Annotated in this window: 23 protein-coding genes; 15 read left to right on the forward strand and 8 right to left on the reverse strand. The window is 59.4% G+C overall.

The window, feature by feature from the left end:
* The 5 genes from gcvT (at nucleotide 1) to JOE65_RS07925 (ending at nucleotide 6,605) form a co-directional block, all read left to right on the forward strand.
* Nucleotides 1–1,146 carry a glycine cleavage system aminomethyltransferase GcvT gene (gene gcvT, locus JOE65_RS07905; protein WP_205162692.1) on the forward strand — a complete coding sequence of 382 codons (1,146 nt, stop codon included), beginning with the start codon at nucleotides 1–3 and terminating at the stop codon, nucleotides 1,144–1,146.
* 90 nt (nucleotides 1,147–1,236) lie between these two features.
* Nucleotides 1,237–2,268, forward strand: coding sequence for a proteasome assembly chaperone family protein (locus JOE65_RS07910; protein ID WP_205162693.1), 1,032 nt, complete (start codon nucleotides 1,237–1,239; stop codon nucleotides 2,266–2,268).
* Nucleotides 2,269–2,276: 8 nt separating this feature from the next.
* Entirely contained in the window at nucleotides 2,277–3,668 is a 1,392-nt protein-coding gene (locus JOE65_RS07915) for an MFS transporter (RefSeq protein ID WP_205162694.1), read from the forward strand.
* Between the two features lie 81 nt (nucleotides 3,669–3,749).
* Nucleotides 3,750–4,982 (forward strand): DUF4192 domain-containing protein, encoded by a 1,233-nt coding sequence (locus JOE65_RS07920; RefSeq protein ID WP_205162695.1) that lies wholly within the window; start codon nucleotides 3,750–3,752, stop codon nucleotides 4,980–4,982.
* Nucleotides 4,983–5,231: 249 nt separating this feature from the next.
* Entirely contained in the window at nucleotides 5,232–6,605 is a 1,374-nt protein-coding gene (locus tag JOE65_RS07925) for an RNA polymerase sigma factor (protein ID WP_205162696.1), read from the forward strand.
* Between the two features lie 120 nt (nucleotides 6,606–6,725).
* On the opposite strand, the gene JOE65_RS07930 is transcribed toward JOE65_RS07925, so the two are convergent.
* Nucleotides 6,726–6,950: a DUF7455 domain-containing protein gene (locus JOE65_RS07930; RefSeq protein ID WP_205162697.1), complete on the reverse strand. Its 225-nt coding sequence runs from the start codon at nucleotides 6,948–6,950 to the stop codon at nucleotides 6,726–6,728.
* Nucleotides 6,951–7,124: 174 nt separating this feature from the next.
* Here JOE65_RS07930 and JOE65_RS07935 point away from each other — a divergent pair, with 174 nt between their 5' ends.
* Nucleotides 7,125–9,233, forward strand: coding sequence for a DNA gyrase/topoisomerase IV subunit B (locus JOE65_RS07935; protein ID WP_205162698.1), 2,109 nt, complete (start codon nucleotides 7,125–7,127; stop codon nucleotides 9,231–9,233).
* 36 nt (nucleotides 9,234–9,269) lie between these two features.
* Here JOE65_RS07935 and JOE65_RS07940 read toward each other — a convergent pair whose 3' ends face one another.
* A complete protein-coding gene (locus JOE65_RS07940; protein WP_205162699.1) occupies nucleotides 9,270–10,250 on the reverse strand; it encodes a M56 family metallopeptidase in 981 nt (326 codons plus the stop codon).
* Nucleotides 10,251–10,628, reverse strand: coding sequence for a BlaI/MecI/CopY family transcriptional regulator (locus JOE65_RS07945; RefSeq protein ID WP_205162700.1), 378 nt, complete (start codon nucleotides 10,626–10,628; stop codon nucleotides 10,251–10,253). It lies immediately after the preceding gene.
* 193 nt (nucleotides 10,629–10,821) lie between these two features.
* Between JOE65_RS07945 and JOE65_RS07950 the strand changes: the two genes are divergently transcribed.
* On the forward strand, nucleotides 10,822–11,853 hold the full coding sequence (locus JOE65_RS07950; RefSeq protein ID WP_239536654.1) for a GNAT family N-acetyltransferase: 1,032 nt from the start codon (nucleotides 10,822–10,824) through the stop codon (nucleotides 11,851–11,853).
* Here JOE65_RS07950 and JOE65_RS07955 read toward each other — a convergent pair.
* Nucleotides 11,804–14,299 (reverse strand): DNA gyrase/topoisomerase IV subunit A, encoded by a 2,496-nt coding sequence (locus tag JOE65_RS07955; protein WP_205162701.1) that lies wholly within the window; start codon nucleotides 14,297–14,299, stop codon nucleotides 11,804–11,806. The two genes, JOE65_RS07950 and JOE65_RS07955, sit on opposite strands and share 50 nt — an antisense overlap.
* 75 nt (nucleotides 14,300–14,374) lie before the next feature.
* Between JOE65_RS07955 and JOE65_RS07960 the strand changes: the two genes are divergently transcribed.
* Genes JOE65_RS07960 through JOE65_RS07970 form a run of 3 tightly spaced genes read left to right on the forward strand, consistent with a single transcriptional unit; the run spans nucleotide 14,375 to nucleotide 18,947 of the window.
* Complete coding sequence (locus JOE65_RS07960) at nucleotides 14,375–17,071, forward strand: bifunctional acetate--CoA ligase family protein/GNAT family N-acetyltransferase (protein ID WP_205162702.1); 2,697 nt, start codon at nucleotides 14,375–14,377, stop codon at nucleotides 17,069–17,071.
* Nucleotides 17,072–17,116: 45 nt separating this feature from the next.
* The gene (locus JOE65_RS07965; RefSeq protein WP_239536655.1) at nucleotides 17,117–17,776 is read left to right on the forward strand and encodes a DUF5998 family protein; all 660 of its coding nucleotides are present in this window, start codon (nucleotides 17,117–17,119) and stop codon (nucleotides 17,774–17,776) included.
* 7 nt (nucleotides 17,777–17,783) lie between these two features.
* The gene (locus tag JOE65_RS07970) at nucleotides 17,784–18,947 is read left to right on the forward strand and encodes an alkaline phosphatase family protein (RefSeq protein ID WP_205162703.1); all 1,164 of its coding nucleotides are present in this window, start codon (nucleotides 17,784–17,786) and stop codon (nucleotides 18,945–18,947) included.
* A gap of 11 nt (nucleotides 18,948–18,958) precedes the next feature.
* Here the strand turns inward: JOE65_RS07970 and sepH are convergent, their stop codons facing one another.
* Entirely contained in the window at nucleotides 18,959–20,254 is a 1,296-nt protein-coding gene (sepH, locus tag JOE65_RS07975) for a septation protein SepH (RefSeq protein WP_338021577.1), read from the reverse strand.
* Nucleotides 20,255–20,471: 217 nt separating this feature from the next.
* On the opposite strand from sepH, the gene JOE65_RS07980 reads away from it, so the two are divergent.
* A complete protein-coding gene (locus JOE65_RS07980) occupies nucleotides 20,472–20,771 on the forward strand; it encodes a DUF4193 domain-containing protein (RefSeq protein WP_205162704.1) in 300 nt (99 codons plus the stop codon).
* Between the two features lie 116 nt (nucleotides 20,772–20,887).
* On the opposite strand, the gene JOE65_RS07985 is transcribed toward JOE65_RS07980, so the two are convergent.
* Nucleotides 20,888–21,361, reverse strand: coding sequence for a DUF3093 domain-containing protein (locus tag JOE65_RS07985; RefSeq protein ID WP_205162705.1), 474 nt, complete (start codon nucleotides 21,359–21,361; stop codon nucleotides 20,888–20,890).
* Between the two features lie 148 nt (nucleotides 21,362–21,509).
* On the opposite strand from JOE65_RS07985, the gene dut reads away from it, so the two are divergent.
* The 4 genes from dut (at nucleotide 21,510) to JOE65_RS08005 (ending at nucleotide 23,863) form a co-directional block, all read left to right on the forward strand.
* Nucleotides 21,510–21,974, forward strand: coding sequence for a dUTP diphosphatase (gene dut / locus JOE65_RS07990; RefSeq protein ID WP_205162706.1), 465 nt, complete (start codon nucleotides 21,510–21,512; stop codon nucleotides 21,972–21,974).
* Between the two features lie 56 nt (nucleotides 21,975–22,030).
* Nucleotides 22,031–22,723, forward strand: coding sequence for a DUF3710 domain-containing protein (locus JOE65_RS07995; protein ID WP_205162707.1), 693 nt, complete (start codon nucleotides 22,031–22,033; stop codon nucleotides 22,721–22,723).
* A 103-nt stretch (nucleotides 22,724–22,826) separates the two neighbouring features.
* Nucleotides 22,827–23,123 carry a hypothetical protein gene (locus JOE65_RS08000; protein WP_239536656.1) on the forward strand — a complete coding sequence of 99 codons (297 nt, stop codon included), beginning with the start codon at nucleotides 22,827–22,829 and terminating at the stop codon, nucleotides 23,121–23,123.
* Nucleotides 23,120–23,863: a DUF3159 domain-containing protein gene (locus JOE65_RS08005; RefSeq protein WP_205162708.1), complete on the forward strand. Its 744-nt coding sequence runs from the start codon at nucleotides 23,120–23,122 to the stop codon at nucleotides 23,861–23,863. Before JOE65_RS08000 ends, JOE65_RS08005 begins: the two co-directional genes overlap by 4 nt.
* Before the next feature lie 21 nt (nucleotides 23,864–23,884).
* Here JOE65_RS08005 and JOE65_RS08010 read toward each other — a convergent pair whose 3' ends face one another.
* Both JOE65_RS08010 and JOE65_RS08015 read right to left on the reverse strand, forming a co-directional pair.
* On the reverse strand, nucleotides 23,885–24,553 hold the full coding sequence (locus JOE65_RS08010; protein ID WP_205162709.1) for an NAD-binding protein: 669 nt from the start codon (nucleotides 24,551–24,553) through the stop codon (nucleotides 23,885–23,887).
* A complete protein-coding gene (locus tag JOE65_RS08015) occupies nucleotides 24,550–25,224 on the reverse strand; it encodes a potassium channel family protein (protein ID WP_205162710.1) in 675 nt (224 codons plus the stop codon). The genes JOE65_RS08010 and JOE65_RS08015 overlap by 4 nt, the downstream gene beginning before the upstream one ends.
* Between the last annotated feature and the right edge of the window lie 33 nt (nucleotides 25,225–25,257).

Below are 25,257 nucleotides of genomic sequence, written 5' to 3' on the forward strand. Positions count from 1 at the left end.
ATGACTGACACAAATTCTGCATCCCCTGAAGCCGTCGAGTCCGTGTTGCTCGAGGGTCCGCTCCATGCCTGGCACGTTGAGGCTGGTGCCCGTATGGCCGAATTCGGTGGGTGGCTGATGCCTCTTCACTACGAAGGAGGTGGCGTGGTTGCCGAGCATAGTGCGGTGCGCAGCTCCGTTGGCCTCTTCGACGTTTCGCACCTCGGAAAGATCCTCGTGAAGGGCCCGGGCGCCCTGGACTTTGTCAACGGCACGCTGGCTAATGATCTACGAAAAATTGGAGTCGGCCAGGCCCAGTACACCATGGCGTTGAATGAGACCGGAGGGGTCATCGACGACCTCATTGCTTACATTCGTTCGGAGGAAGAGATATTCCTCATTCCCAACGCAGCCAATTCGGGAAAAGTCGCGGCCAAGTTGGTAGCGGCCCGCGAAGAGTCCGGCGCGGGGATCCAGATCACGGACCAGCATCGTGATTTCGCGGTCTTCGCTCTCCAGGGACCAAAGTCTGCGGAGGTCCTCGGAAACCTTGGGCTGGAGTTACCGACAGACTATATGGCCTTCATCGACGTTAGCTGGAAGGGCATGCCGCTCAGCGTGTGCCGTACGGGTTACACGGGCGAGCACGGATATGAATTGGTGCCACGCTGGGAGGATGCCCTCACCCTGTGGGAAACGATCTCGGCGGCTTCTACAGCCTATGCAGGCCGTGCTGCCGGTCTTGCTGCCCGCGACACGCTTCGGACGGAAATGGGCTATGCCCTGCACGGGCACGAACTGACGCCAGATATTTCTCCGGTGGAGGCGCGCGTCGGATGGGCCATCGGATGGAAGAAGGATGCCTTCTGGGGTAGAGACGCGGTGACGCGCATCAAGGCGGAGGGAGCGCAGAGGAAAGCCGTTGGGCTGCTCGCGTTGGAGAGAGGGGTTCCGAGAGCGGACGTGAACGTCTTGGGAGCCGACGGCGGCGTCGTCGGGCGAACAACGTCCGGAACGTTCTCGCCAACGCTTCAGAACGGTATCGCGCTGGCACTTGTTGACCCCTCGGTCCAGCTCGACGACGAGCTCGCGGTGGAAATTCGCGGAAGGAAGCTTGCAGTGCGTGTGGTTCGCCCCCCGTTTATCGAAACCGGAGTCCGCGGCTAATACATCAAGCCATAGAAAGCAGGAGGCACCCGGAATGAATACGGGTGCCTCCGGCGTTTAAGATGGGGTCTAGTAGTGAAAGGGGCAACGATGTTAGATGCAGGCGAGTTATACAGCGTTAACGCTGCGCTCGACCGAGCCAAGACACTGACAGGTCTGCCGATGATCGCGGGGTTTACCGGCTTCGCTGAGGCTGGGCAGGTCGTGTCTCAAATCCGTACGGAACTTTTTGACTCCCTGGATCACGAACTTGTTGCAAGCTTCGACGCCGACCAGTTGCTCGACTACCGGGGTAGGCGTCCCCGCATCACCTTTAAGGAGGACCACCTCACGGGGTACCGTCCGCCGAGACTTGAGCTGTACCGGCTGCACGATGGACTCGGTCAACCGTTCCTGTTTCTGACCGGATTTGAACCCGACTATCAGTGGGAACGATTCATCCGCGCAGTGCTGTTGCTCGTTGACGAACTGGATGTTTCATTTGTGACATGGACCCACTCCATCCCGATGCCGGTGCCGCATACTCGCCCCTTGGGGGTGACCGTGCACGGCAATCGGCCGGATCTCATCGAGGGCGCATCCACCTGGCGTCCGACGGCCGAGCTCGCGGCGTCGGTCGGTCACCTTCTTGAAGTTCGTCTCGTTGAGGCAGGGCACGATGTTGTGGGCTACGTCGTTCACGTTCCCCACTACTTGGCCGAGGCAGAGTACCCGCAAGCGGCCGTCGCGGCCCTGGAGTATCTGGGCGCCTCAACGGCGCTAATGTTGCCCACTGACCGGCTTCGCGAAAGTGGTCGGGAAGTGGAGCGTCAAATTCGGGAACAGGTTGAAGGCTCCAACGATGTGATGGGCGTAGTCACGCGGCTGGAGCGCCATTATGACGAGCATGCTGAGAGTCGCGTCCGGCGTTCGTTGCTGGTCAAGGATAACGACGAGCTTGCGGACGCCGATGAGTTGGGTGCGGCAGTCGAGGCCTATCTTGCGTCGACAGATAGCCACGAGAGAACCCCCGGGGCCGCTGGGGACAGCTCCAGGATACTGGGTGAGGCAGCCCCGGACAGTGCCCCCGACTGTGATCTCACGGATCAGGTCGGTCCGACGCCGGACGGCGACGAAAGCTGACGGGCACGGTGCATGCGGGACGGGATGGGTGGTCCACCGGTGGCAGGCGGGCCTGGTTCATCTGGGGCGCGGCAGTTTTTGCCTATCTCGTGGCCGTCACTCAACGGACCACATTCGGCGTGGCTGGCTTGGCTGCTACGGAACGGTTTGACGTCAGTGCTTCGATTCTCGCTATGTTCACCGTGGTGCAGATTCTGGTCTACGCGCTGCTTCAGGTGCCTGTTGGTGTCCTAGTGGACAGGTTTGGCCCAAGAGCCATGATCGTCAGTGGCGCATTTTTGATGGCCTGTGGGCAGCTGATGCTAGCAACGGCGGATACCGTGTCGGAGGGCGTTGCCGGGAGGTTGCTCGTGGGTGCCGGTGATGCAACGACGTTTGTGTCTGCCTTGCGCCTGCTACCCGTTTGGTTTATCCCACGACGAATCCCTGTCATGACGCAATTCACCGGAATGGTAGGGCAACTCGGGCAAATCGTGAGCGTAGTTCCTTTTGCCGTCGTTTTGAGGTTTTTTGGCTGGGGACCTGCTTTTACTTCGGCGGCGGCATTGTCCGTTGTAGCTTTTGCCGTCAGTCTTGCAGTGATCAGGGATTCTCCAATTCGTGGACCGCGCCCGGCCTCGCCCTCCTGGCGTCAAACGGGTGAGTCACTTCAGGCAGTTTGGCGGGAACCGGGAACAAAGCTTGGTCTGTGGACGCACTTCACCACGCAATTTTCCGGGACAGTATTCGTCCTGATCTGGGGCTACCCTTATCTGGTCAGCGCTGAAGGCGTGAGACCAGCTATGGCCTCTGCACTGCTGACGCTTTTTGTGGTTGTGGGCATGGTCGTTGGCCCGCTCATGGGAGTCTGGGTCGGCAGACATCCGCTGCGCCGATCTACTATGGTCATGGCAGTGGCAGGACTTATCGCTGCCGCGTGGGCCAGCGTCCTCTTTTACCCGGGTCCAGCGCCGCTTTGGCTGCTGATTCTTCTGATCATGGCCCTTGCTATAGGTGGCCCGACGTCGATGATTGCCTTCGATTTCGCCCGCACCTTCAATCGCCCGCATCATCTGGGGACTGCCACGGGTGTGGTGAACGTCGGCGGGTTCCTGGCTTCCCTGATCACTATGTATCTGATCGGCCTTATCCTCGATTTGCTGGTCGTCACCGGTTACTCAACGGATGGCCTCTACGGACTTGCCTCGTTTCGGATTGCGCTTGCGGTGCAGTTCATTGTGTTGGCGGTGGGCATCACAGGTTTACTGGTCATGCGAAAACGCACACGCGGGCAGCTCGCACGGACCGGTGTCGTGGTCCCGCCGCTCAGGGTCGTAGTGGAACGCGAACGGCGCCGTCGTCAGTCGGCACGCCAGCTCAAGAACCGCCGGAGACGCCGGTCTCCTCCTCCACACCCCTGATGGCCCGGATCCAGACCCCCATTTATCCACATAGAGCCGTTCGTCCTGTATGAGGCGTGCCGTAGCCAGAAGACTATCCGTATGACTACTTCAGCGAATAAGTTCAGCGTCGGATCACCCGCCGACATCTTGGGATACATCCCACATGCTCTCGGTTTTGTTCCCCAGGAGAGCATTGTGCTCATGACCGTTGGCTCCAAAATTCTAGGAGCCACCCTCAGGCTCGATCTTCCCAACCAGAACTTTTTGGAGTTCGCCATGCACGCCCACGGGTTCCTTAAACAGGACCGAACCTCCGACAGCGTGATTGCGGTGATTTACAGCGACAGGGAATCAGACGAGCCGGGATCACCACCACATGAGGAACTCATGCATTGCCTCGAACTGGTGCTTGAAACCGAAGGAATGCCGATCCAGGCGGCATGGCTCGTGGCCATGGGATTCTGGCGTGACTTCTATTGCGATGAGCAATGCTGCCCATGGCCGGGGCAGCCGGTCACTGATGCGATGGACAGCAAGCTCAATGCAGAACTTATTTACAGGGGCAGCAGCTATGAAGAGTCCCTAGATGCTGCCGTCGTTCGTTCAGTGGCTGAACCATGGCGTAACCATGAAGCCGTTAGAAGCGGCTGCGAGACCTGGGCTCGAGCGCTGCAGAGCCGTTCGATGGACGATGAGCAATTTCGCGCCGTGCTCAGCGTATGGGAGGTTGCGTTGCAACGTTCCGAGGAAGCACAGTGGATCGCCGATCAATCTGAAGTGGCCGCGTACTTGATTGCGTCACTGGAAAGTAAGGATATCCGCGATGCTGTACTGGTGCTTGCAGCGTCCAGCCCAGAGAATGCGATGGAAGGAGCGCGCGCCTGCAATTTGGTGAAACCGGGACCCAGCAACTCGAATGCACTGATTCCATCAGCCCTCGTTGGCGCTTTGAAAACGTTGCCTCTCTCCCTCCGCGAACGCGACCATGCCATCGGCGGTAGACCCGAAGAGCTCTTCGCCGCCGTGCTTATCGGGACAACCACGACGCCACCGCTCTGGGCGCGGTTGGATCTTGCTTATAACCTGTTCCGGCTGCTCAATGCTGTGGCAACTGGAGAGCCACAGTGTGCACTGCTGACCATGCTTGGATGGATCGAGTGGGCCAGGGGGAGGGGATCACGCGCCGGTGGTTTCTTTGACATGTGTTTGGCACAGGACCCGGACTACCGGTTGGCGTGGTTGCTCAACGAACTACTGAACCGAGGCCAGCTGCCTGTCTGGGCAACTGAACGGGAGAGCGCTTGGTCAGGTCATCGTGCACGCGCTGCGTAAGGACCGCGACGTCCGGAACCGATTCTTGTCCAGTCCGGAATCGTGCGATAATGGACGCAGAGACCCGGTCGGGTCCGTGTTTCATGGCACCGAAAGTTCCCATATCGGGAACAAATCGGTGGTCGGAACTGGTTGCTTCTTAATGAGGTGGGCAGTGACGCTCATCCATGATGACAATCACGGACTTGACAGGGTCATAGTGGTGTTCCCCGTCGGTAGCGCCGCAGCCCGCCGTATGAAAGGTTCTCTGTGTCGGCCAAAAAGAGCACAACAGTAGAAACTCCTGCCGTCGAGGATGCTGATTCCGCAGCACCGCGCGAAACGGCAAAGAAGTCTCCTGCCCGTAAGACCCCGGCGTCCAAGGGCACCAAGAAGCCAGCCACCGCGGAGGCTGCTGCCAAGGCCGTAGTACCAGAGGAACAAAAGGACTCTGCCGCAGAATCTGGCGTCGCAGAGGCCAAGCCCAAGCGCGCACGCAAGGCAGCGGAGAAGCCGGCTAAGACACCCACCAAACGCACCAAGTCCCCGGACCCCGTGGATGAAGCGGCAGCCGAAGACGACCATGCTGCAGATGAGGGATCGGACCAGGAGTCACGGATCAGTGCCGAGAAGGCAGCAGCTGTTGCCAGTACGGCCGCCGCAACGGGATCTGGCTTTGTTTACTCAGACGCCGACGACGACGACGCACCCGCCCAGCAGGTTGTTTCGGCTGGTGCTACGGCAGACCCGGTCAAGGACTACCTGAAGCAGATCGGTAAAGTGGCACTGCTCAACGCCGAGCAGGAAGTCGACCTGGCGCTCCGCATCGAGGCTGGGCTGTTTGCCGAAGATAAGATCGCTAAGAATTCAAGCATGGATTCGAAGTTGAAGCGAGAGCTCCAGCAGATCATCTTTGACGGAAAGCGCGCCAAGAACCACCTGCTTGAAGCCAACCTCCGCCTCGTTGTGTCTTTGGCCAAGCGCTACACCGGTCGTGGCATGCTGTTCCTGGATCTGATTCAAGAAGGCAACCTCGGGCTCATCAGGGCCGTTGAGAAGTTCGATTACACCAAGGGTTTTAAATTTTCCACCTACGCAACCTGGTGGATCCGTCAGGCAATCACCCGGGCCATGGCGGACCAGGCCCGGACCATCCGCATCCCTGTCCACATGGTCGAGGTCATCAACAAACTCGCCCGGGTCCAGCGGCAAATGTTGCAGGATCTCGGACGTGAACCGACGCCAGAGGAGCTCGCACTCGAGCTCGACATGACTCCAGAAAAGGTCGTGGAAGTCCAGAAGTACGGTAGGGAACCGATCTCTCTGCACACACCCCTCGGTGAAGACGGCGATTCAGAGTTCGGTGACCTGATCGAGGATTCCGAAGCAGTGGTTCCCGCGGATGCTGTTAGTTTCACGCTGCTACAGGAGCAATTGCACTCAGTGTTGGACACGCTCTCCGAACGGGAGGCCGGAGTTGTTGCCATGCGTTTCGGGCTGACAGATGGCCAACCGAAGACGCTTGACGAAATCGGTAAAGTTTACGGCGTTACTCGGGAGAGGATCCGCCAGATTGAGTCGAAGACCATGTCGAAACTGCGGCATCCGTCCAGGTCTCAGGTTCTGCGGGACTACTTGGACTAATCAGCCTGATCCAACGCATGGCTGGCGTATGCATTCTTAAAGGCCAGAGGCGCGTCCCCCTCGGGGAACGCGCCTCTGGCCTTTAAGAATGACGGAGAGATCGCAAAAACGCCCTCGCGCCTAATCGTCCACGGAAACGGGTTCCTTCTCGTGAAGCCGGGCTGTCTCGTCCTGCCATTCAGCTGTCATGGGACGCAGGGTCGCTTCAACGGACCTTGCGTGGTGACCGCAGAACAACAGTTCCCCGGCTGATGATTCGAGCACTGCACGAACGTATGCCTGAGCGCCGCAGCGGTCGCAACGGTCGAGGCTGTTCAGTTCCCGGCTGGCTACTGCTGTTGTCATGGTGACCTCCTCAGAATGCTGATACTCAATACAACCACCTCGCGCCACATTTTCTTCACATCCACGGCACTCTTTCGCTGTGCGCGTATCACGTTCAGATAACGCGGACGCCTCAATGGTGCCACGCGGCACGCCGATGCTCGGTAGATGCACCGGAGCGAATAACGTGGAGGTATGACACCTGGCTCTGAATATAACGCGCGCCACCTCTCGGTCCTGGAAGGACTCGAAGCGGTGCGTAAGCGCCCTGGTATGTACATCGGGTCCACAGATTCGCGGGGCCTGATGCATTGCCTGTGGGAAATCATCGACAACTCAGTGGATGAGGCCTTGGCCGGGCACGGTCAGAGCATCACGGTAATCCTCCACCCGGATGCCTCCGTCGAGATCCATGACGACGGTCGGGGAATCCCGGTGGACCTGGAACCCAAGACTGGATTGACCGGAGTCGAAGTGGTATTCACCAAACTGCATGCTGGCGGCAAATTCGGTGGCGGCTCGTACACGGCTTCCGGCGGGTTGCATGGAGTCGGTGCCAGTGTCGTCAACGCACTCTCATCCAGACTCGACGTTCAGGTTGACCGTTTGGGAAAGACGCACCAGATGTCGTTTCGTCGGGGTGAGCCGGGGCGATTCATTGATAAGGGGAAGGCTCCGCGATACGGGGCGGATTTCGAACCGTTCCTGGATAGTTCACGGCTTGAAGTCGTCGCGAAGGCCAAGCGGGGAGTCACGGGTACTCGGATCCGCTACTGGGCGGATCATCAAATCTTCACGCCGGATGCAAAGTTCTCCTATGAGGATTTGCAGGCCCGGGCCAGACAGACCTCATTCCTGGTTCCCGGACTGAAATTCACGCTGCGTGACGAGCGGAAATTACCGGGGACGCCGGGGGAGCACGGCCCAGTGGAAGAAGTTTTTCAGCACGACGGCGGCCTTTCGGAGTTCGCGGATTACCTGTCCGCCGACAGCGCTGTCACAGAGATCTGGCGGTTGCAGGGATCCGGCAAGTTCAAGGAGTCGGTGCCCGTCCTTGATGCAAACGGTCACAGCAAGATGACCGAGGTGGAGCGCGAGTGCGAAGTAGACGTCGCAGTGCGGTGGGGTGTGGGTTATGAGACGACTCTGCGCAGCTACGTCAATATCATTGCCACGCCAAAAGGCGGAACACACCAAAGTGGCTTCGAGCAAGCGCTGCTGAAAACTTTTAGGAAGGTCATCGAAGCCAACTCCCGAAAATTGAAGGCTGGAAGTGACAAGATCGAACGCGACGATGTTTTCGCTGGCCTGACTGCTGTTTTGACTGTTCGTCTAGCTGAGCCTCAGTTCGAAGGACAGACCAAGGAAATTCTTGGCACGTCGGCGGTACGCTCTATCGTGTCCAAGATCGTTGAAAAGGAAATTTCGGCAAAGCTCAATTCGACGGCTCGGTCCGAGAAGGCACAATCGGCGCTGCTACTTGAAAAAGTAGTCTCTGAGATGAAGTCCCGCATTTCCGCGCGGGTACACAAGGAGACTCAGCGCCGCAAGAATGCTCTTGAGACCTCATCGCTTCCAGCCAAGCTTGCTGATTGCCGCATTGATGACAACTCTCGGTCCGAACTCTTCATCGTGGAAGGGGACAGTGCCCTCGGTACGGCCAAGCTAGCGCGGTCCTCGGATTATCAGGCGCTATTACCCATCCGCGGGAAAATACTCAACGTGCAGAAGGCTTCTGTCGGCGACATGCTCTCGAATGCCGAATGTGCAGCACTGATTCAAGTTGTGGGAGCAGGGTCAGGGCGAAGCTTTCAACTTGAGGCAGCGCGCTACGGGAAAGTCATCCTGATGACAGACGCCGACGTTGATGGTGCCCATATCCGCACGCTGCTCCTGACATTGTTCTTCCGCTACATGAGGCCCTTAGTGGACGCGGGTCGGGTATTCGCTGCTGTCCCGCCACTGCATCGTGTTGAGGTTATCAACCCCGGGTCGAAGGCAAACGAAACGCTTTACACGTATTCGGAAGCAGAATTGCGCAACATACTGGGTCAGTTGGAGAAGACGGGGCGCCGCTACAAGGAACCAATTCAGCGGTACAAGGGACTTGGCGAGATGGATGCCGGACAGCTTGCTGAAACGACCATGGATCCACGACACCGAACACTGCGGCGCGTACGCATTCAGGAAGCAGAAGCAGCTGAACGAGTCTTTGATCTCCTGATGGGCAGTGACGTCGCTCCCCGCAAGGAGTTCATCGTTACCGGCGCAGCCCGTCTGGATCGTGAACAAATCGACGCCTGATGCGCAGACCCGGCTGAGGCTGGGTTCAAGCGATCGTCACCAAAGACCTGGTACGAGCAGGAGCACTGCCGGCATCAGGGTAAGGCCGACGCTGCCAGCCAGAGATCCGTATCTGGCCACGGCGGGTAGTGGCTGTTGCGGGGTCAGTAATCGTCGGAGTCGGTCAGCGGTACTCTCGAGCTCTGGAACCGAGTCCGGATCTCGGTCAAGAACTGACGCAGTCAGAGGTTTGAGGACATCGCCGCTGCCGACGCCGGACGGAGGAGCTTGGCCGGATGCCACAATGGCAATCGCCCTGATGAGCGAGGCTCTTTCAATGCGGAGCAGGGCGGCGTCATCGGCGAGCATTTCCACCAGAGCATTCACTGAAGCGAACGCGAGTTGGGATGTGGGGAGCCATGGCAGCGCTGAACGCCATGCAGCGAATGTCCACAGCAGCAGATGATGCCGTTGTGCCAGGTGCGCTCGTTCGTGCGCCATGACCGCATTGAGTTCGTCAGCTGAGAGCATGTCGAGGAGGCCGTCTGATAGAACGGTGACGGATTTCCCCCCGCCTGGCAAACAGTACGCGACGGGAACGGGATGGCTGATGACTACTGTGCCGGGAGTCTCCTTGGACGGAAAGCTCAAGAGGTCGAGTCTGGAGCGGTGCCGTCGTCGTTGATGTTGGATGCGCACGTAGGTTAGCAACAGGGTGAAAACGAGGTGGGTTCCCAGCAGCCCCGCGGTGCTCAGGGCGAAGACGTGGAGCAACCCCAATGATTCCGCGGATCTGTTCTCCGTGAGGACATGCCAGAGTTCGGTGGTCGACTGCAGTAGGTTCCCGCCCAGTGGTGCGAGTCCATAGACCAGCAGGGCACCGATCATGGAGAGACCGCCAGCGAGAGCTATGGCCTGCCACAGGACCATCGCTGTGAACGGTGACCGGACCGGCCACCGAGATCTAGACAGCACTACGGGTACCGGCCATGCGAGCACTAGGGCGAGCGCGGCCAGGAGGAGCGGGACAGAGACCATCTAGCCCTTGCTGCCTCCGAGTAGTTTTCGCAGGGTTTCAGCTTCTGTTTCAGAGACGCTGCCGATGAACCGAGTGAGAACTGCGTCGCGGTCCTGAACGCTTCCGAGAACTTCGTGCATTAGTTCAGCCGTGTGGTCGGCGCGGGTTGTCAGTGCCCGGTAGCGGTGTGGGCGGATTTCGCGCTCACGTTCTACGAGGTTCTTCCTCTCAAGCCGCGAGAGCACCGTCAGCACCGTCGTGACAGCCAAGTCCTTGCCACTGGCGCCGTCCTGTGCCTGTGAAGCCAAGCGGTCCCTTAGGCTGTTGGCGGTCACGGCAGTGCCGCTTTCCCACAGCAGATTCATGACCGTGCGTTCAAGCTCACCGAGCGTTGCCATCTATATCCTTTTGTCAATTCATGCGCGTTCTTATCCGCGGCCCTGTTGATGCCCTATCAGTCATTTTATCGTGTTTTCGGGCGACTTTCTACATGTCGTAGAATCATGGTCGACGCCATGGGCTTTCGCAGCCATCGCGCGGGAGGAGCCTGAATATGTCGATCTTGGGCACGCTGGTGTTTAGACTGGAGAAATGACCGATGCCGCACGCCTGTCCGAAGCCGCTGCTGGAAAGCTCTCCTGGCGAAGTATCAACCTTTCGGATGTTGAGCAGTGGCATCGTCTGCTTAAACGCATGGCAGCGGTGGACGAGCCGGACTGGGTTGAGACGCAGGAGGACCTGGAACATTCTCTCAGCTCCAGCAAGGATAATCCTCAACTGGATACGGTCGTGGGGCTCGACCATGAGGGTTCCATTCGGGCTTTCGCACTGGTCACCAAAAATCCCGGTTCAACGCTCCTGCATGGTTTCGGCGGCGTGGACCCCCAGTGGCGCGGGCGGGGGATCGGTTCGGCACTCATCGAGTGGCAGGCCGTACGCGGTGTCGAGCGGCTAGCGGAAGACAACGCTGTGGAGGGCGTGCTGAGGGCATACGTTGAGGAACGAAATGTTGGTCAGAAATCGCTCTTCACCTCTGACGGCGGAGAAGTCGTCAGGTACTTCACAGAGATGACACGGCCCCTCGGGGAGGAACTTCCGGACGTCCCACTCGCCGAGGGCTTTGAGTTCGTGACGTTCGACGAGCGCATCTCCGACGCCGTTCGCCGAGCACACAATGATGCGTTCAGGGATCACTGGGGGAGTGAACCCCGGGATGAGGAATCCTGGCACTTCACAGTTAGCCATCCCGAATTCAAGCCCGACTGGAGTGTAGCTGTGGTGGACACCTCTTCCGGGGAAATTGCCGCTTACCAAATGGCCAGCCACGATGCCGCTTCCGCCGAACGCGTTGGACTGCGCGAGGGCTATACGGAGTTACTCGGGGTGCGTCGGCAGTGGCGCGGACACCGGTTGGCGCCCGCGTTGCTCGTTGAAGCAATGCGTCGTTTTCTCGAAGGCGGGATGGATAACGCCGGTTTGGGTGTCGATACCGAGAACCCGTCAGGTGCTCTCGGCCTCTACGAACGACTGGGCTACGCCGCTACTCAGTGCTCTCTGGTTTTCGAACGGCGCCTCACTGTGCAGGTTCCTCTGCTCCAGTATTCGGACCGAGAGCTTCAATAGGTTGAGACAAAGGGATCCCTGATCCGTCGCGTCGTCCGTGTTCGGTGGGCAGCGCACGGGCTACGCCCTTGGTTGTAGCCGCCCGCGCGGGGCCACGGCCGGCCCATGCCAACGAAAGTGCGTCCTCGCCCTTGAGGAACCGGTGGGCACGAACTCCTCCAGTAGCTCGCCCCTTGTCCGGGTATTCGGCCAGCGCAGTGACCTTCACGGAGCCAGCTGAGGTGCCGGGCAGAACCTCGGTTCCCACAGCGATGGTGACAACGACTGCTTGATCATTGCCCGCATTCACGGAGCCGAAGAACAGTACGTCATCGTCCGCGCCGAGCTTGATACCAGCCACGCCACCAGCGGAACGTCCCTGAGGGCGAACCAACCCGGCACTGTACTTGAGAAGTCGTGCCTGACGGGTGATGAAGACGAGTTCGTCAGCGTCGTCGGCTGGTGAAACGCCCACGATACTATCTTTGGGCTTAAGAGTGATGATGTCCCACTCGTCCCTGTTGAGAGGGTAGTCGGGGCTCAACCGCTTGACAGTTCCCAACGCCGTCGCCAGCGCCAGCGGCACGGTCAGTGGCACCAGTCCGACCAGACGCTCTGCCTTGTTGAGGGTCAAAAATTCTTTCACTGGCACACCGGCGACAAGGTTCGGAAATGAAGACGTGGAAGGAAGTGCGGGCACATCCAGGACCTGCAAGCGGACCATGCGACCCAGTGAGGTGATGGCACCTATCTCTCCCCGGGCGCTGGTCTTCACGAGGGACGTCAGGACGTCGTGCTTGATCCGCTGCCCGGTTTCTTTCACCCCGTCCAGACCCGTGGTTCGGGCCAGTTGACCCGAAGTGGACAACAAGACCCAGCAGGGGTCGTCAGCTACCTCGAGGGACATAGGAGCCTTGGCACCGCTTTGAGAAGAAGCAGCGCCGATCTGACCACTGATAGCTGGTGCAGCTTCTGATTCCAAGAGGATGGTGCGGCGGGGTGTGCCGTATTTTTCCGCGACAACTGCGAGTTCATCGGAAACCATGTCACGCAGTAACGCATCTGAACCAAGAATGGAGGCCAAGACCTCAATCTCCCGCTTCAGCTCTTCCTGTTCTTTTTCGAGCTCTATGCGAGAGTACTTGGTCAGCTGCCTCAACCGTAGCTCGAGAATGTGGTTTGCCTGTATCTCAGTGAGATCATAGATACTCATCAACCGGACACGCGCAGCTGCTGCTTCGTCGGAGGCGCGGATGATCTGAATAATCTCGTCAATGTCGACGATGGCTATAAGTAGTCCCTCAACAAGGTGGAGACGATCGGACTTACGCTTGTGCCGGTACACGGTCCGTCGTCGGACGACGTCGATCCGGTGGTCCGTGTAGACCTGCAGAAGTTCTAGCAGTCCTAGCGTCCGGGGCTGGCCGTCCACCAGAGCAACGTTATTGATCCCGAAGGAATCTTCCATGGGGGTATAGCGGTACAGCTGCTGGAGGACGGCGTTGGGGTTAAAGCCGTTTTTGAGTTCAATGACCAGACGCAGCCCGTGGGTTCTGTCCGTGAGGTCCACAATGTCGGAGATACCCTGCAGCTTCTTCGATGTGACGGCGTCCTTGATCTTTTCGACGACCTTTTCAGGTCCGACCATGTAAGGAAGTTCGGTCACTACAAGTCCAGTGCGCCTGGCGGAGAGCTGTTCAATGTCTACCTTCGCCCGGGTCTTGAACGAGCCTCGGCCACCTGCGTAGGCATCCCTGATGCCGTCCAGACCAACTATTCGCCCACCGGAGGGCAAATCGGGTCCTGGAACGAAACGCATGAGGTCCGCCAACTCGGCACTCGGATTGCTGATGAGGTACCTGGCAGCCTCGACAACCTCGCGCAGATTATGGGGCGCCATATTGGTGGCCATGCCGACGGCGATGCCGGTGGCGCCGTTGACGAGCAGGTTGGGGAATGCCGAAGGAAGAACCTCGGGCTGCGTGAGCTGGTTGTCATAGTTCGGGATGAAGTCCACGACGTCTTCATCAAGGTGATCCGTCATGGCAAGCGCCGACGCGGCGAGACGGGCTTCGGTGTATCGGGGCGCCGCGGGACCGTCGTCGAGCGAACCGAAGTTGCCGTGACCATCGATCAATGGCAACCGCAGGGCGAACGCCTGTGCCATTCGAACCATGGCGTCGTAAATCGCCGTGTCGCCGTGCGGATGCAGCTTGCCCATGACCTCGCCCACTACCCGGGCACTCTTCACATGACCGCGGTCGGGCCGCAGCCCCATGTCTGTCATCATGTAGAGGATGCGACGCTGAACTGGCTTCATGCCGTCCCGGGCATCAGGGAGGGCCCGTGAATAGATCACCGAATAGGCGTACTCCAGAAAGGAGTCCTCCATCTCAGACGTAACATCGACGTCGATGATCTTCTCGGTGTAATCCTCCGGGGGCATTGTTGCCTGGCGCCTGGCCATGATAGTTGCGGTGTCCTTACTGGTTCCTGGGTGCGGTTTCCTTCACTGCGCAGAGTCAGTGACTACAGTGAGTCTATGGCGAACCACGGACAATACCCCCAACACTGGGAAGCGGATGTCGTGTTGCGGGACGGCGGCACTGCTCATCTGCGACCAATTGCCCCCGCGGATGAAGAGGCAGTTCAGCGGTTCCATGTCGCTCAGTCTGAAACGTCGATATACCTGCGCTTCTTCACCTACAAGTCGCGGCTGACGGTGAAGGAACTCCAAAGATTCACGCGCGTCGATTACACAACCCGAGTTGCCTTCGTTATTACGATGGGCGACGAAATCATCGGCATCGGCCGCTACGACCGGCTCCAGGATTCCTCCGAGGCGGAGGTAGCGTTCAACATTGCGGATAAACACCAGGGGCGCGGGCTCGGCTCGATCCTGCTTGAGCATCTCGCGGCCGCCGCCCGCGAGAACGGCATCCGTCGCTTCTCAGCAGAGGTGCTCCCGGAAAACCGCAAAATGATCATGGTATTCGCCGACGCAGGTTATGAGGTCTCCCGTCATTTCGACGACGGCGTTGTCATGCTGGCGTTCAGCATAGATCCAACGGAGCGTTCCCTGGCAGTTATGGAGTCTCGTGAGCACCGGGCCGAAGCGAGAAGTGTCGCTGACCTCCTGTCGCCGTCATCCGTTGCCGTCATTGGGGCCAGTAGGCAGTGGGGCACCGTCGGGTACAGCATTCTTGAGCACATCATTGAAGGCGGATTCGAGGGCGAAATCTACGGGGTGAACCGGGACGCCCTGGAGATCGCGGGGATGAAGGGCTACGCCAGTATTTCTGACCTACCTGGACCAGTTCAGCTTGCCGTCATAGCCGTACCGTACGGTGAGGTTTCGGACGTTGTGCGTGAATGTGGAATCGCCGGTGTCAAGGGTCTGCTGATCGCTACCGCCGGGTTTGCGGATAATGCCGACGATGGCACAGCCCTGCAGCGAGCGTTGGTGCGCGAAGCTCGCTCCAACGGCATGCGGGTCATCGGGCCGGCATCGCTTGGACTGATCAATACCAATCCGAAAGTAAGCCTCAACGCATCCATGGCGCCACAGCTGCCGCTGCGCGGCGGCTTGGCCCTGTTCAGCCAGTCGGCTGCGATTGGGGTTCTGCTGTACTCAGCTGCCAGCAGGCGCTCGCTGGGACTGTCCTCTACGATTTCCTCCGGAAACCGTGCGGATGTCTCCGGTAATGACGCAATGCAGTATTGGGAGGACGACACCGACACCAAAGTGGCTGGCTTGTATCTTGAATCGATAGGGAACCCCCGGAAATTCTCACGCATTGCCCGCCGACTGGCGCAGACCAAGCCGGTCATCGTCGCCAAATCTGATGTTATGGGACTCCAGCTTCCGCCGGGGCATGCAGTGCGCGTGACGCAGGCTCCGCAAGGTGCCCTCGACGCGATGCTCCGACAGACGGGTGTCATTCGCGTGACAACCAGTGCGCAACTGATGGATGTTGCCCAGATTTGTGCAACACAGCCGCTTCCTGTAGGCAATGGTGTCGCCATCCTTTCCAACTCCCTTGCACTCGGCAAGGTTGTGGCCGACAGCGCCGCCTCCCACGGGCTTCGGATTGCCCAACTCAGCGCGGCACTGGACCTCAGCGAAGGCATGAGTCCTGCCCTTGAACTGCTCGAGAGCACCCTCGGTGGAGCGCTTGCCAGGGACAGTGTCCACACTGCCGTCGTCGCACTGCTGCCATCACCGGGTCTGAGCATCGAAACGCTGGCGCAGTGCCTCTGGGACGTCGGCCTCCAGTATGGCAAACCGGTCATCTCCGCTTTCAGTGGGATTCTGGATCCGACTATCCAGGCGGAGGGGATCCTGCCCGTGAACGTCGCTGGCGGGGAAACCACTCAATCTGGCCTGCCCTCGTTCTCAAGTCCCGGCGACGCCGTTGGCGCACTGGCCTCAGTGGTCGGATACGCCGAATGGTCCAACCGGGATCACGGGACGTTCGTCCGCCCTGACGGGCTGAACGCAGACGGTGCCAGTGCCCGGTTGGAGGAGCTGACCGCGGGAGTCGAAGACGCAGCACTATTCCAGCTCGATACGCACCAGTGTGCGGAAATTCTTGGCTTTTATGGTATTCGGGTCCTCCCGTCGGCGAGCTTTGATTCACTGGACGAGGCCGTTGACCGCGCGGAGGAGTTGGGTTGGCCGGTTGCACTAAAAACGATGGACTTGAGACTGCGGCAGAGGCTGGACCTCGGTGGTGTTCGGCTCGGTATCGCCGGTCCGGAATCGCTGCGCAGGAGCATAGCCAGCATGGAGGAGGTGCTCAAGCCTTACGGCCACCAGCACATGGAGTTGCAGTCCATGGCGCCAGAGGGACAGGCGTGTACCATTCGTGCCATTGAAGATCCACTGCTTGGCCCCGTCCTGTCCTATGGAATGTCCGGCGACGCCGTGGACCTTCTCGACGATTGGGGACATGGCATTCCGCCGTTGACTGACGTCGACGTCAGCGAGCTGGTTCGTGCCCCGCGAGCCTCCCGCCGTCTTTTCGGATATGCCGGGCTTCCGGCATCGGACACTGATGCCCTGGAAGAACTGATCGCCCGGACGGCCGCGCTCAAGGACGACCACCCCGAGATAGCGCTGCTGGAGTTTCGGCCAGTTCTGGTATCTACATCCGGTCTCACCGTCCTCAGCGCCGATATTCACGTGGGTAATCCACGGCAGCGCACGGACAGTGCGCGCCGTGCCATGCGGGACTAGTCTGCGGGTTAGACGGGCAGCGCAGAAATAAGGGAAACTGGAGTTATGACTTCACTTTCCGCCGAACGCCGTGATCTCGATGCCGCTCTGGAACGATCAGGTTTTTACCCCATGCTGGTAGCAGATGTCGTCCATGATGCGTTGGACGGCCGGGCACCGTTGTCGCATGTGGTCCAATTGGAGACGCACTTTGACCGGACGGAGGTCCATCGACACATCACAGTCCTCGTGCTGACCGAGGACATGCTGGTCGTTGCGCACGTCGACGACCAACAACTCGATGATGCCGGAGAGCACGTCATGGCCCAGATCTCCACGGAATCGGTGCCTGTGAGCCAGATTCGATCCGTTGTTCTGAGCTACGTTTATGCACAGCCACAGAATTACACATCCACCGATCAGGCTCGGGAGCTGACACTGGCTATCGCTTGGACTGGAGGTCAGCGGTTGGACATGGGGCCAGCCGGATGTGCAGACCCAGAGTGTGACGCAGACCATGGCTATACAGGAACCATCGCGCAGGAGGACATCGTTCTGCGCGTCAGCGTGGAGGCGGACGGCGCGGAGGCTGTGGAGAACGCCAAGTTCTTTGCGCGGTCTCTACGCAAGGCGAATACCGGACCTGCCGGGACGGGTCATGCGGCGGCGCCAGAGGCCCAGGGGTCCGTTACGGGACGCTTCAGCCGCAACAGGCACCTCCGGTAGCCCACAAATGGTTCAGAATCACCATCGGGAACCACTTCCGCCCGCGCCGGAGTACGGTCACGACACCATTGCCGACGTTTTGCCGAGTTGCGCCGCCGTGCTGGGGGTAAACGGTTATCAGAATAGCCTTGATCTCCCACCGGCAGGACGAATCTGCGTGGTTTTGGTGGATGGACTTGGTAAAGCCCTGCTCAGGCAACACGGCAGTCACGCACCGTTCCTGCGCTCGACGCTCTCAAACTCCCGCACACTGTCCGCAGCGGTACCCACCACGACGGCGGCTTCCCTCGGTAGCTTCGGCACGGGGCTTGCTCCGGGAATCCACGGCATGACCGGCTACGACGTCCTTGATCCGGATCAGGACAAAGTGGTGAATTTGCTGGGCGGATGGGACGCAAATGTGGACCCGGAGCGTTGGCAGCCCCACGATACGGTATTGGAGCGTGCAGCCAGCCATGTCCGGGTCACGACCGTGAGTCTGCCCCGTTTCGCTGAGTCGGCCATGACCAGGGCGTGCCTTCGTGGAGGCGAGTTTTCGCCTGCCAGCGGAGTGCACGCCAGAGTTTCTGTTGCGTTGGAAGCGTTGCGCCGGCCCGGCCCGGCCCTTGTTTACCAATACTGGAACGAACTGGACAAGGCGGGCCACCGCTACGGATGCCAATCGGTGCAGTGGTTGGAGCAGCTAGAGGAAATTGACTCGGCTATGCGCCGACTCGCTGCGAAATTGCCGCCCGATACCCTGCTTCTGCTGACAGCTGACCACGGGATGGTCGATATCGCTCCGGAGCAGAGGTTTGATTATTCGCTGGACGCCAGTCTCATTGATGGGGTACGTCATACTGCCGGTGAGCCGCGCATGGTTCAGTTGTTCACAGAACCGGGACTAGATGCGAACGGAATGTCATTGCTCCTTGACGCCTGGCGCCAGGCTTACGGCTCGAGGGCATGGATCATTTCCCGGCAGGAGGCAATTGCGTCCGGGTACTTCGGCGATGTGCTGGACAGTGTCCATGGTCGCATCGGCGATATTTTGATTGCGGCGAGAGAGCCAATCGCGCTCTTTGACGGACGACGAGTCGCAGATTCGGCGATGTCCGTTGTGGGACAACACGGCTCCCTCACCAGAGCGGAGCGCGAAGTCCCGTTACTGACCCTGCACCGTCCCGGATAAACGCACTGAACCTAGTCACCCTTGGTGCCAAAAACGATTTCATCCCAGCTGGGCACGGAGGACCTCTTTGGCTTGACATTCTTGCGGTCAGGAGGTTCTACCACCGCAGCCTCCGGTTCTGCGCTGGCCTTCTCCTGCCGTTCGGGCTCAGGGACGGTCCGAAGGTAATCGCGGTGAACATCGCTAGCCGGGATGACGATCTCGTGCGTAGATGAACTGACGCCGTCGTGCAGTTGTGGAAGGCCGCTGCCATCGGTCGGGAGGGACGGGGCCAGAGTCAACGACGTGAAGCGTCGAGACGGGCCTTCGGCAACGGGCGACGTCTCCGCTTCGTGGTCAGCCGAACTGTCGTTGCCGGAGTCCTCGGCATCTTCGTCCGTCCGCGGGTGTGCTGCTGGGATACTTCCCCTGCTAAGGAGGAGTGCCAGAGCGTCATCGCCGTCTTCGTCCGCCCCAATGCGTTGTCCACGCCGTGAGCGCAGGGTCTCAAGAAGTTCATCGGGCTCAGCGCTGTGGTCTGCGATAAGGGGCTCTTGTGCCGCTTCCTTCCCTGCGTCTGTCTCGAAATCAAAGGGGCGGTCGGCGACTGCGCTGAGCCGCCGGGCTGGGAGAGGGCCGTCCAGAGGCTCCAGCTCACTGAGGATCTGCGCCCAGCGATTGGCGTTCGCGATGGCTTTACGTGCGGGAACGAATGTCCATCGTGCCGGTGGTGCCTCGCCCACGTCAACAGGGGTTTCAGGCAGGTCGAACTGTGCAGTGACTTCCCAAACGCCATCCCGTCCGCGCCAGGCATCCCAGCGAACATCGTCCTGGTTCACTCCAAAAGAACGCAGGCGGTGCTCCACCATGTCTACGAGCCTGGCGGGGGTGTCACCGAAGACTGAGCGGTAACCGTCATTGGAGGGCAGCGGTCCCGCAACCTCGACCCTCTGCGCCTGCTCGGCGATGTAATTCCGTTCTGCAAGGACCGGTCCCTCATATCGCAGAATATGCGCCATATCGCCACCGGATTCGGCTGCTACGTCCGCTGCAGTAGCCCCGGCACGAATACGTGCTTGGATATCGCGAGGACTCATGGTGGCCTGGTCGCCGGGTACCCGAGACGGAGCCGACCGTTGTGCGCTCTGATGCGACGCGGCCATTCTCAAGGCCTCGTTGATCGGCAAACTGTAGGTTTCGCTTCCTTCTCCGCTCAATAGCAGGTGCCCACCGTTTTCCTGGACACCTACCAGCCGTAGCTCCTGCATAGAACCCTCCGCCAGAATGATGAATTTCCTATCCGAAACTCTGCCACTGTTGGAGGACAATTCATACTAGCTGCCGGGGCGTGGCGCGCACTGAACCTGTCAATGAGGCTCCCGGCTGGCATTTTTTCCGTTAATGAGCAACAATCTCTCCGTTACGGGCACAAAAACAAGTCTCGCAGCGTTGTGAACAAACAGTTCGCCGGGCCGTGACGAAGCCCTGTTGAACCCACGAAGTTTCAAGTAAAGCCCCCAACCACCGGAGCGTGAGCAATACACTATGGCGACTGATTACGATGCGCCGCGCAAAACCGACGACGAACTCAGCGAAGACTCCATTGAAGAGCTGAAGACGCGGCGGACAGACAAGCAGTCTGCCGTGGTCGATGAGGACGAAACGGAAGCCGCCGACGGCTACGAACTCCCCGGAGCGGACCTATCCGGTGAAGAGCTTCTGGTCCGGGTTCTTCCAGCACAGGAGGACGAGTTCACTTGTGCCTCGTGCTTCCTTGTTCGGCACCGTTCGCAGATTGCGAAGGAAAAGGGCGGAATGGTTTACTGCAAGGACTGCGAGGGCTGATCAATCTCTGCTCAGGTTCCAGGGGCGGCAGGAGCGGTGTGCCATGTGCGGACAGCTCCTGCCTTTTCATCTGCTGGCTGCACAAATGCTAGCTCAACGTGGAGCAGGCTCAGACTCTAATCTTTCGACGTAAGAGCTGAAACGAGCTTCTCGGGATGACGGGTCGATGTTATCCAGTAGGGGGTCCTGTCCATTTCGTCCGTTATCTCGATGCGCACCACCGGAGAAATCCAACCACGGATGCACTGGAAGGCGAGGGCGTTAAGCGCCGTGCCTCGCTGCTCGGTTGCCGCTTCATCCAAGAAGCCCTCGACGCCACCCACGAAGCGTCGTTCAATCCGTGCACGTCCCACCTCGAGTTCCATCCGAGTGACCCTGATCCTGGGGGTGGAGAGCAAAAGCAGGACAGCCAGTACAATCCCCACCACAATGGCGGCAATAATTCCCGTTGTTATGTTGATCGGAGCAAAAACCAAGACTGATGCACCGGCGACGCAGGCGGCGACTGCCCAGATCCAGAGGGCTGGCCAGAGCTTTTCTTCATAGAGGGGCTCAAGGTAAGCGGAGGATTGGTGATCTGGAGTCGACATGGCTTCAGTTTTCCACCTTTTCGCAAGGTTTTCACCTTGGCACCATCGATCGTCGACACGCTAAAGTGGTCCGTGTAGAAGCTTGCCCCGTCGGTCACGGGTGCTCAGCCAGCGTTCGAACGTCAATCAAACAGATCTAGGTGAGACAGTGCAAGAAGGCCGTACAACGTTGACGGTGGAGCTGAAGCTCCTCGATGAAGGCTTGGAAAAGCCTTCATACTCCCACGCGGGCGACGCCGGAGCGGACTTGCGGAGCACAGTGGACTGTGAATTGTTACCCGGTGAACGCCGACTCATCGCTACTGGTGTGTGCATGTCGTTGCCCTTCGGGTACGTTGGCCTCATCCACCCACGCTCCGGCCTCGCCACCAAACACGGCATCACCATAGTAAACGCACCGGGAACGGTGGACGCCGGATACAGGGGAGAAATTGCTGTCACTCTTCTCAACACAGATGGCTCCGATACCTTCCGAATTTCCCGTGGAGACAGGATTGCCCAGCTCATCATTCAGAAGGTCGAAACGGCAGACTTTAAGATTGTTGAAGAACTCTCGCCTTCTGCACGCGGAAGCGGCGGTTTTGGCTCTACCGGCGGTTTCAACTCGGATTAAGCCGCTATTTTTCCTGCCCGCTAGGGGCTATCCACATATATAAGGAGTGACCAAAAATGGCTTTTGGGCGCCGCAAGACCAGGACGAATCAAGACGCCGTGGACAACGTCGCAGAGTCCAGCGAGAACCATTCAGAAAAAGCTTCCACGGGCCCTTTCGACGAAGAGGCTCATCCTTCCGCCGAAGGGTACGTGGATCTCGGCGCAATCCGCATTGCAGCCCGTGAAGGACTGCAGCTTAGGCTCGAAGTAGAAGAAAGCACCAAGCGCGTCGTTGCTGTCACCCTCGACCTCAACGGATCAAGTCTGCAACTTCAGGCTTTCGCCGCTCCCAAGAGTGAAGGCCTATGGGGCGAAATCCGCGAGCAGATCTCCGAATCTGTTGGCACCCAGGGAGGCGGCGTGGATGCCGTCGACGGTACGTTCGGTACTGAACTCGTCGCTAAACTTCCAGTCCAGGCGCCGGACGGTACCGCAGGGTATCGAGTAGCCCGCTTTGTCGGCGTTGACGGCCCTCGATGGTTCCTCCGAGGCGTTTTCGGCGGCTCGGCGGCTGTGGACCGCGAGGCCGCCGCCGGGCTGGAGGAAGTGTTCCGCAACATCGTTGTCGTGCGCGGGGATGTACCCATGCCTCCACGAGATTTACTTCCTCTTCGGCTTCCGCAGGACGCTTCCGGTGCAGCAGCGGCAGCGCAAAGCCCTGGGCTGGACGAAGTCAAGCGTGGCCCGGAAGTCACCAAGATTGGCTGACACTACGCCGGAGAACCTGAACCACAGGGCGACGCTAGATCCGTACAGAATTAGGTCCATCGCGCAGTTGCCGGAGCGGGGCCGGGCCGTGTGTCGAGGTTATGTGGAGTCGATTACGGTTCTGCCGGTTGGCGAGAACGTCAGCTTTTCTGCCGTGGTTTCTGATATCCACACACGGAAGGCTCCGTCTCAAGGACCGGCCGTCCGCGGAGAAGGCGTAGCGCAGGAGCATCGGGCCAGGCATCGGGCGCGTTTGATCTGGATGGGTCAGCGGATGGTTCCCGGTATTGAGGCTGGCGTGGAACTGACATTCGAAGGCATGGTGAGGCCAGTAGAGGCACTGCCCACCATCTACAATCCACGGTACGAAATCATCGGCCGTCCAAGGGAGAACCAGTGAACGAGCCGAGGCCAGAATCATCGAAAGATTCCTCGCGAGCCGAACCCTGTGGCGCCGATCCCGACCGGACTACCGAGGGGGTCCTGGCTCGGGCTGCGGCAGTAAAAAATGCTGACGGTCAGATCGATGTTCTGAAAACCATTGGAGGTTATCAGGGCCTGGCCGAAAGCATCGTTCCGGCGCTGGTGTTCTCCGTCGTGTTTACCGTGGGGCGGGATCTTCCATGGTCCCTGGCTGCCGCGATTGTCTCCGCGATGGCCTTTACGATCGTTAGGCTGGTTCAGAAGTCGTCAATCACCCAGGCGCTGGTGGGGATCGCTGGCGTCGCCATCTGCGCAGTCGTGGCCATGAGAAGCGGGGACCCCAACGACTACTTCCTCCCCGGGTTCTTCGTGAATGGCGGTTACATCCTGGCGATGATCCTCTCGATTGCGATCAAGTGGCCAGTTGCCGGGCTGTTGTTCGGCTTCATTCGGGGCGAAGGAACACAGTGGCGGACCAATGTTCGGCGGCGACGCGCCTACGCGACCGCCACATGGATTGTGATCGGCGTCCTTGCTCTGCGGTTGAGCGTGCAGTTGCCGCTGTATGCTGCTGGCCAATTTGTGGAACTCGCCACTGCACGAATTGTCATGGGCCTGCCGCTGTATGCATTGGGATTGTGGTTCGCCTGGCTGGTTTCTCGCAGCCCCGAGGACGTCCCTCAGGACCAACAAACAGAGGACGAGGACCTATCCTGAAGGGCCTCAGAGATGGCCAGGTCAGTCTTCGGCACTTCCCATGAGTAGCTGACGGAGTTCGTCTTCGGCCGCGATTGTTGAGATGAAAAACAACTCGTCTCCACTGTCTATAACGTCATCGCCGCTGGGCGTGATGGGTTGATCGTCACGCAGGATGGCAACCACCGTGGCGTCCGCAGGCCAGGTGATCGAATCCAATGTCCGGCCAAGGAACGCCGATGTCAAAGGAACCGTGAACTCCACGATAGAGGCGACTCCGCTCTGCAGCGTCAAGAGCCTCACGACATCTCCGACCTCTACGGCCTCTTCTACGAGTGCTGTCATGAGCCGGGGCGTATTCACCGCTACATCCACGCCCCACGAATCATCGAACATCCAGTCGTTTTTGGGATTGTTGACCCGCCCGACCGTCCTCCCAACGCCGAATTCGCTCTTCGCCAGTAGAGAGACCACCAGATTCACTTTGTCATCGCCGGTAGCCGAGACGACGACGTCTGCGTCTTCGAGCTGTGCGTCCTTGAGCGTTGTCAGTTCGCAGGCGTCGCCGATGATCCAGCGTGCGTTCTCTATGCCGCTGCGGATGACGGATTCGGGTTTCTGGTCAATCAGGAGGATGTCGTGCCCGTGGCTCATGAGCTCGCGCGCAATGGAGGACCCAACGCTGCCAGCCCCGGCGATAACAACTTTCACTCTGACTCCTTCGCGGGCGCCTGCGACAGGACACGGGTTACGTCGTCTGTTGCCGCAACCCGCATCATCGCATGCACTACATCACCTTGTTGGTAGCTGGTGCCATGGCCGGGAAGAACGCCTTCGCCGAAGCGGGTCAGGTAGGCCACACGGACGCCGGCGGACGTCTCGATATCCGAGAGCGTGCTACCCACCCAGCCCTCGTGGAGGGATAACTCGCCCAGAATGAGACGGCCAGAGGATTCACGGAAATCTCCGTTGATACTCTGCTCCGGCAGAATGCGACGCAGCACCTGATCGGCGCTCCACCGAACCGCCGCGACGGTCGGAATGCCCAGCCGCTGGTAGATTTCGGCCCGGCCGGGATCGTAGATGCGAGCGACAACGTGCGGAACGTGAAAGGTTTCTCTGGCGACACGTGTGGCGAGAATATTCGAATTATCGCCGCTGGACACGGCCGCGAATGCGTAGGCGTTGACTATGTCTGCCTCACGCAGAGTATCCCGGTCAAAACCCACGCCTGTAACCGTCTGGCCGCAAAATGATGCCCGGAGTCGGTTGAATGCGCGTTCATTCTGGTCGATGATGGCAACGGAATGGCCAGAATCCTCCAGAGTGTGCGCCAGTGTGGCGCCCACGCGACCACAACCCATGATCACAAAATGTGCCATCCCTGGTTCCTCACCTCTTGTCCAGCCGTACTG

Source organism: Arthrobacter roseus (assembly GCF_016907875.1).
GTDB lineage: Bacteria > Actinomycetota > Actinomycetes > Actinomycetales > Micrococcaceae > Arthrobacter_J > Arthrobacter_J roseus.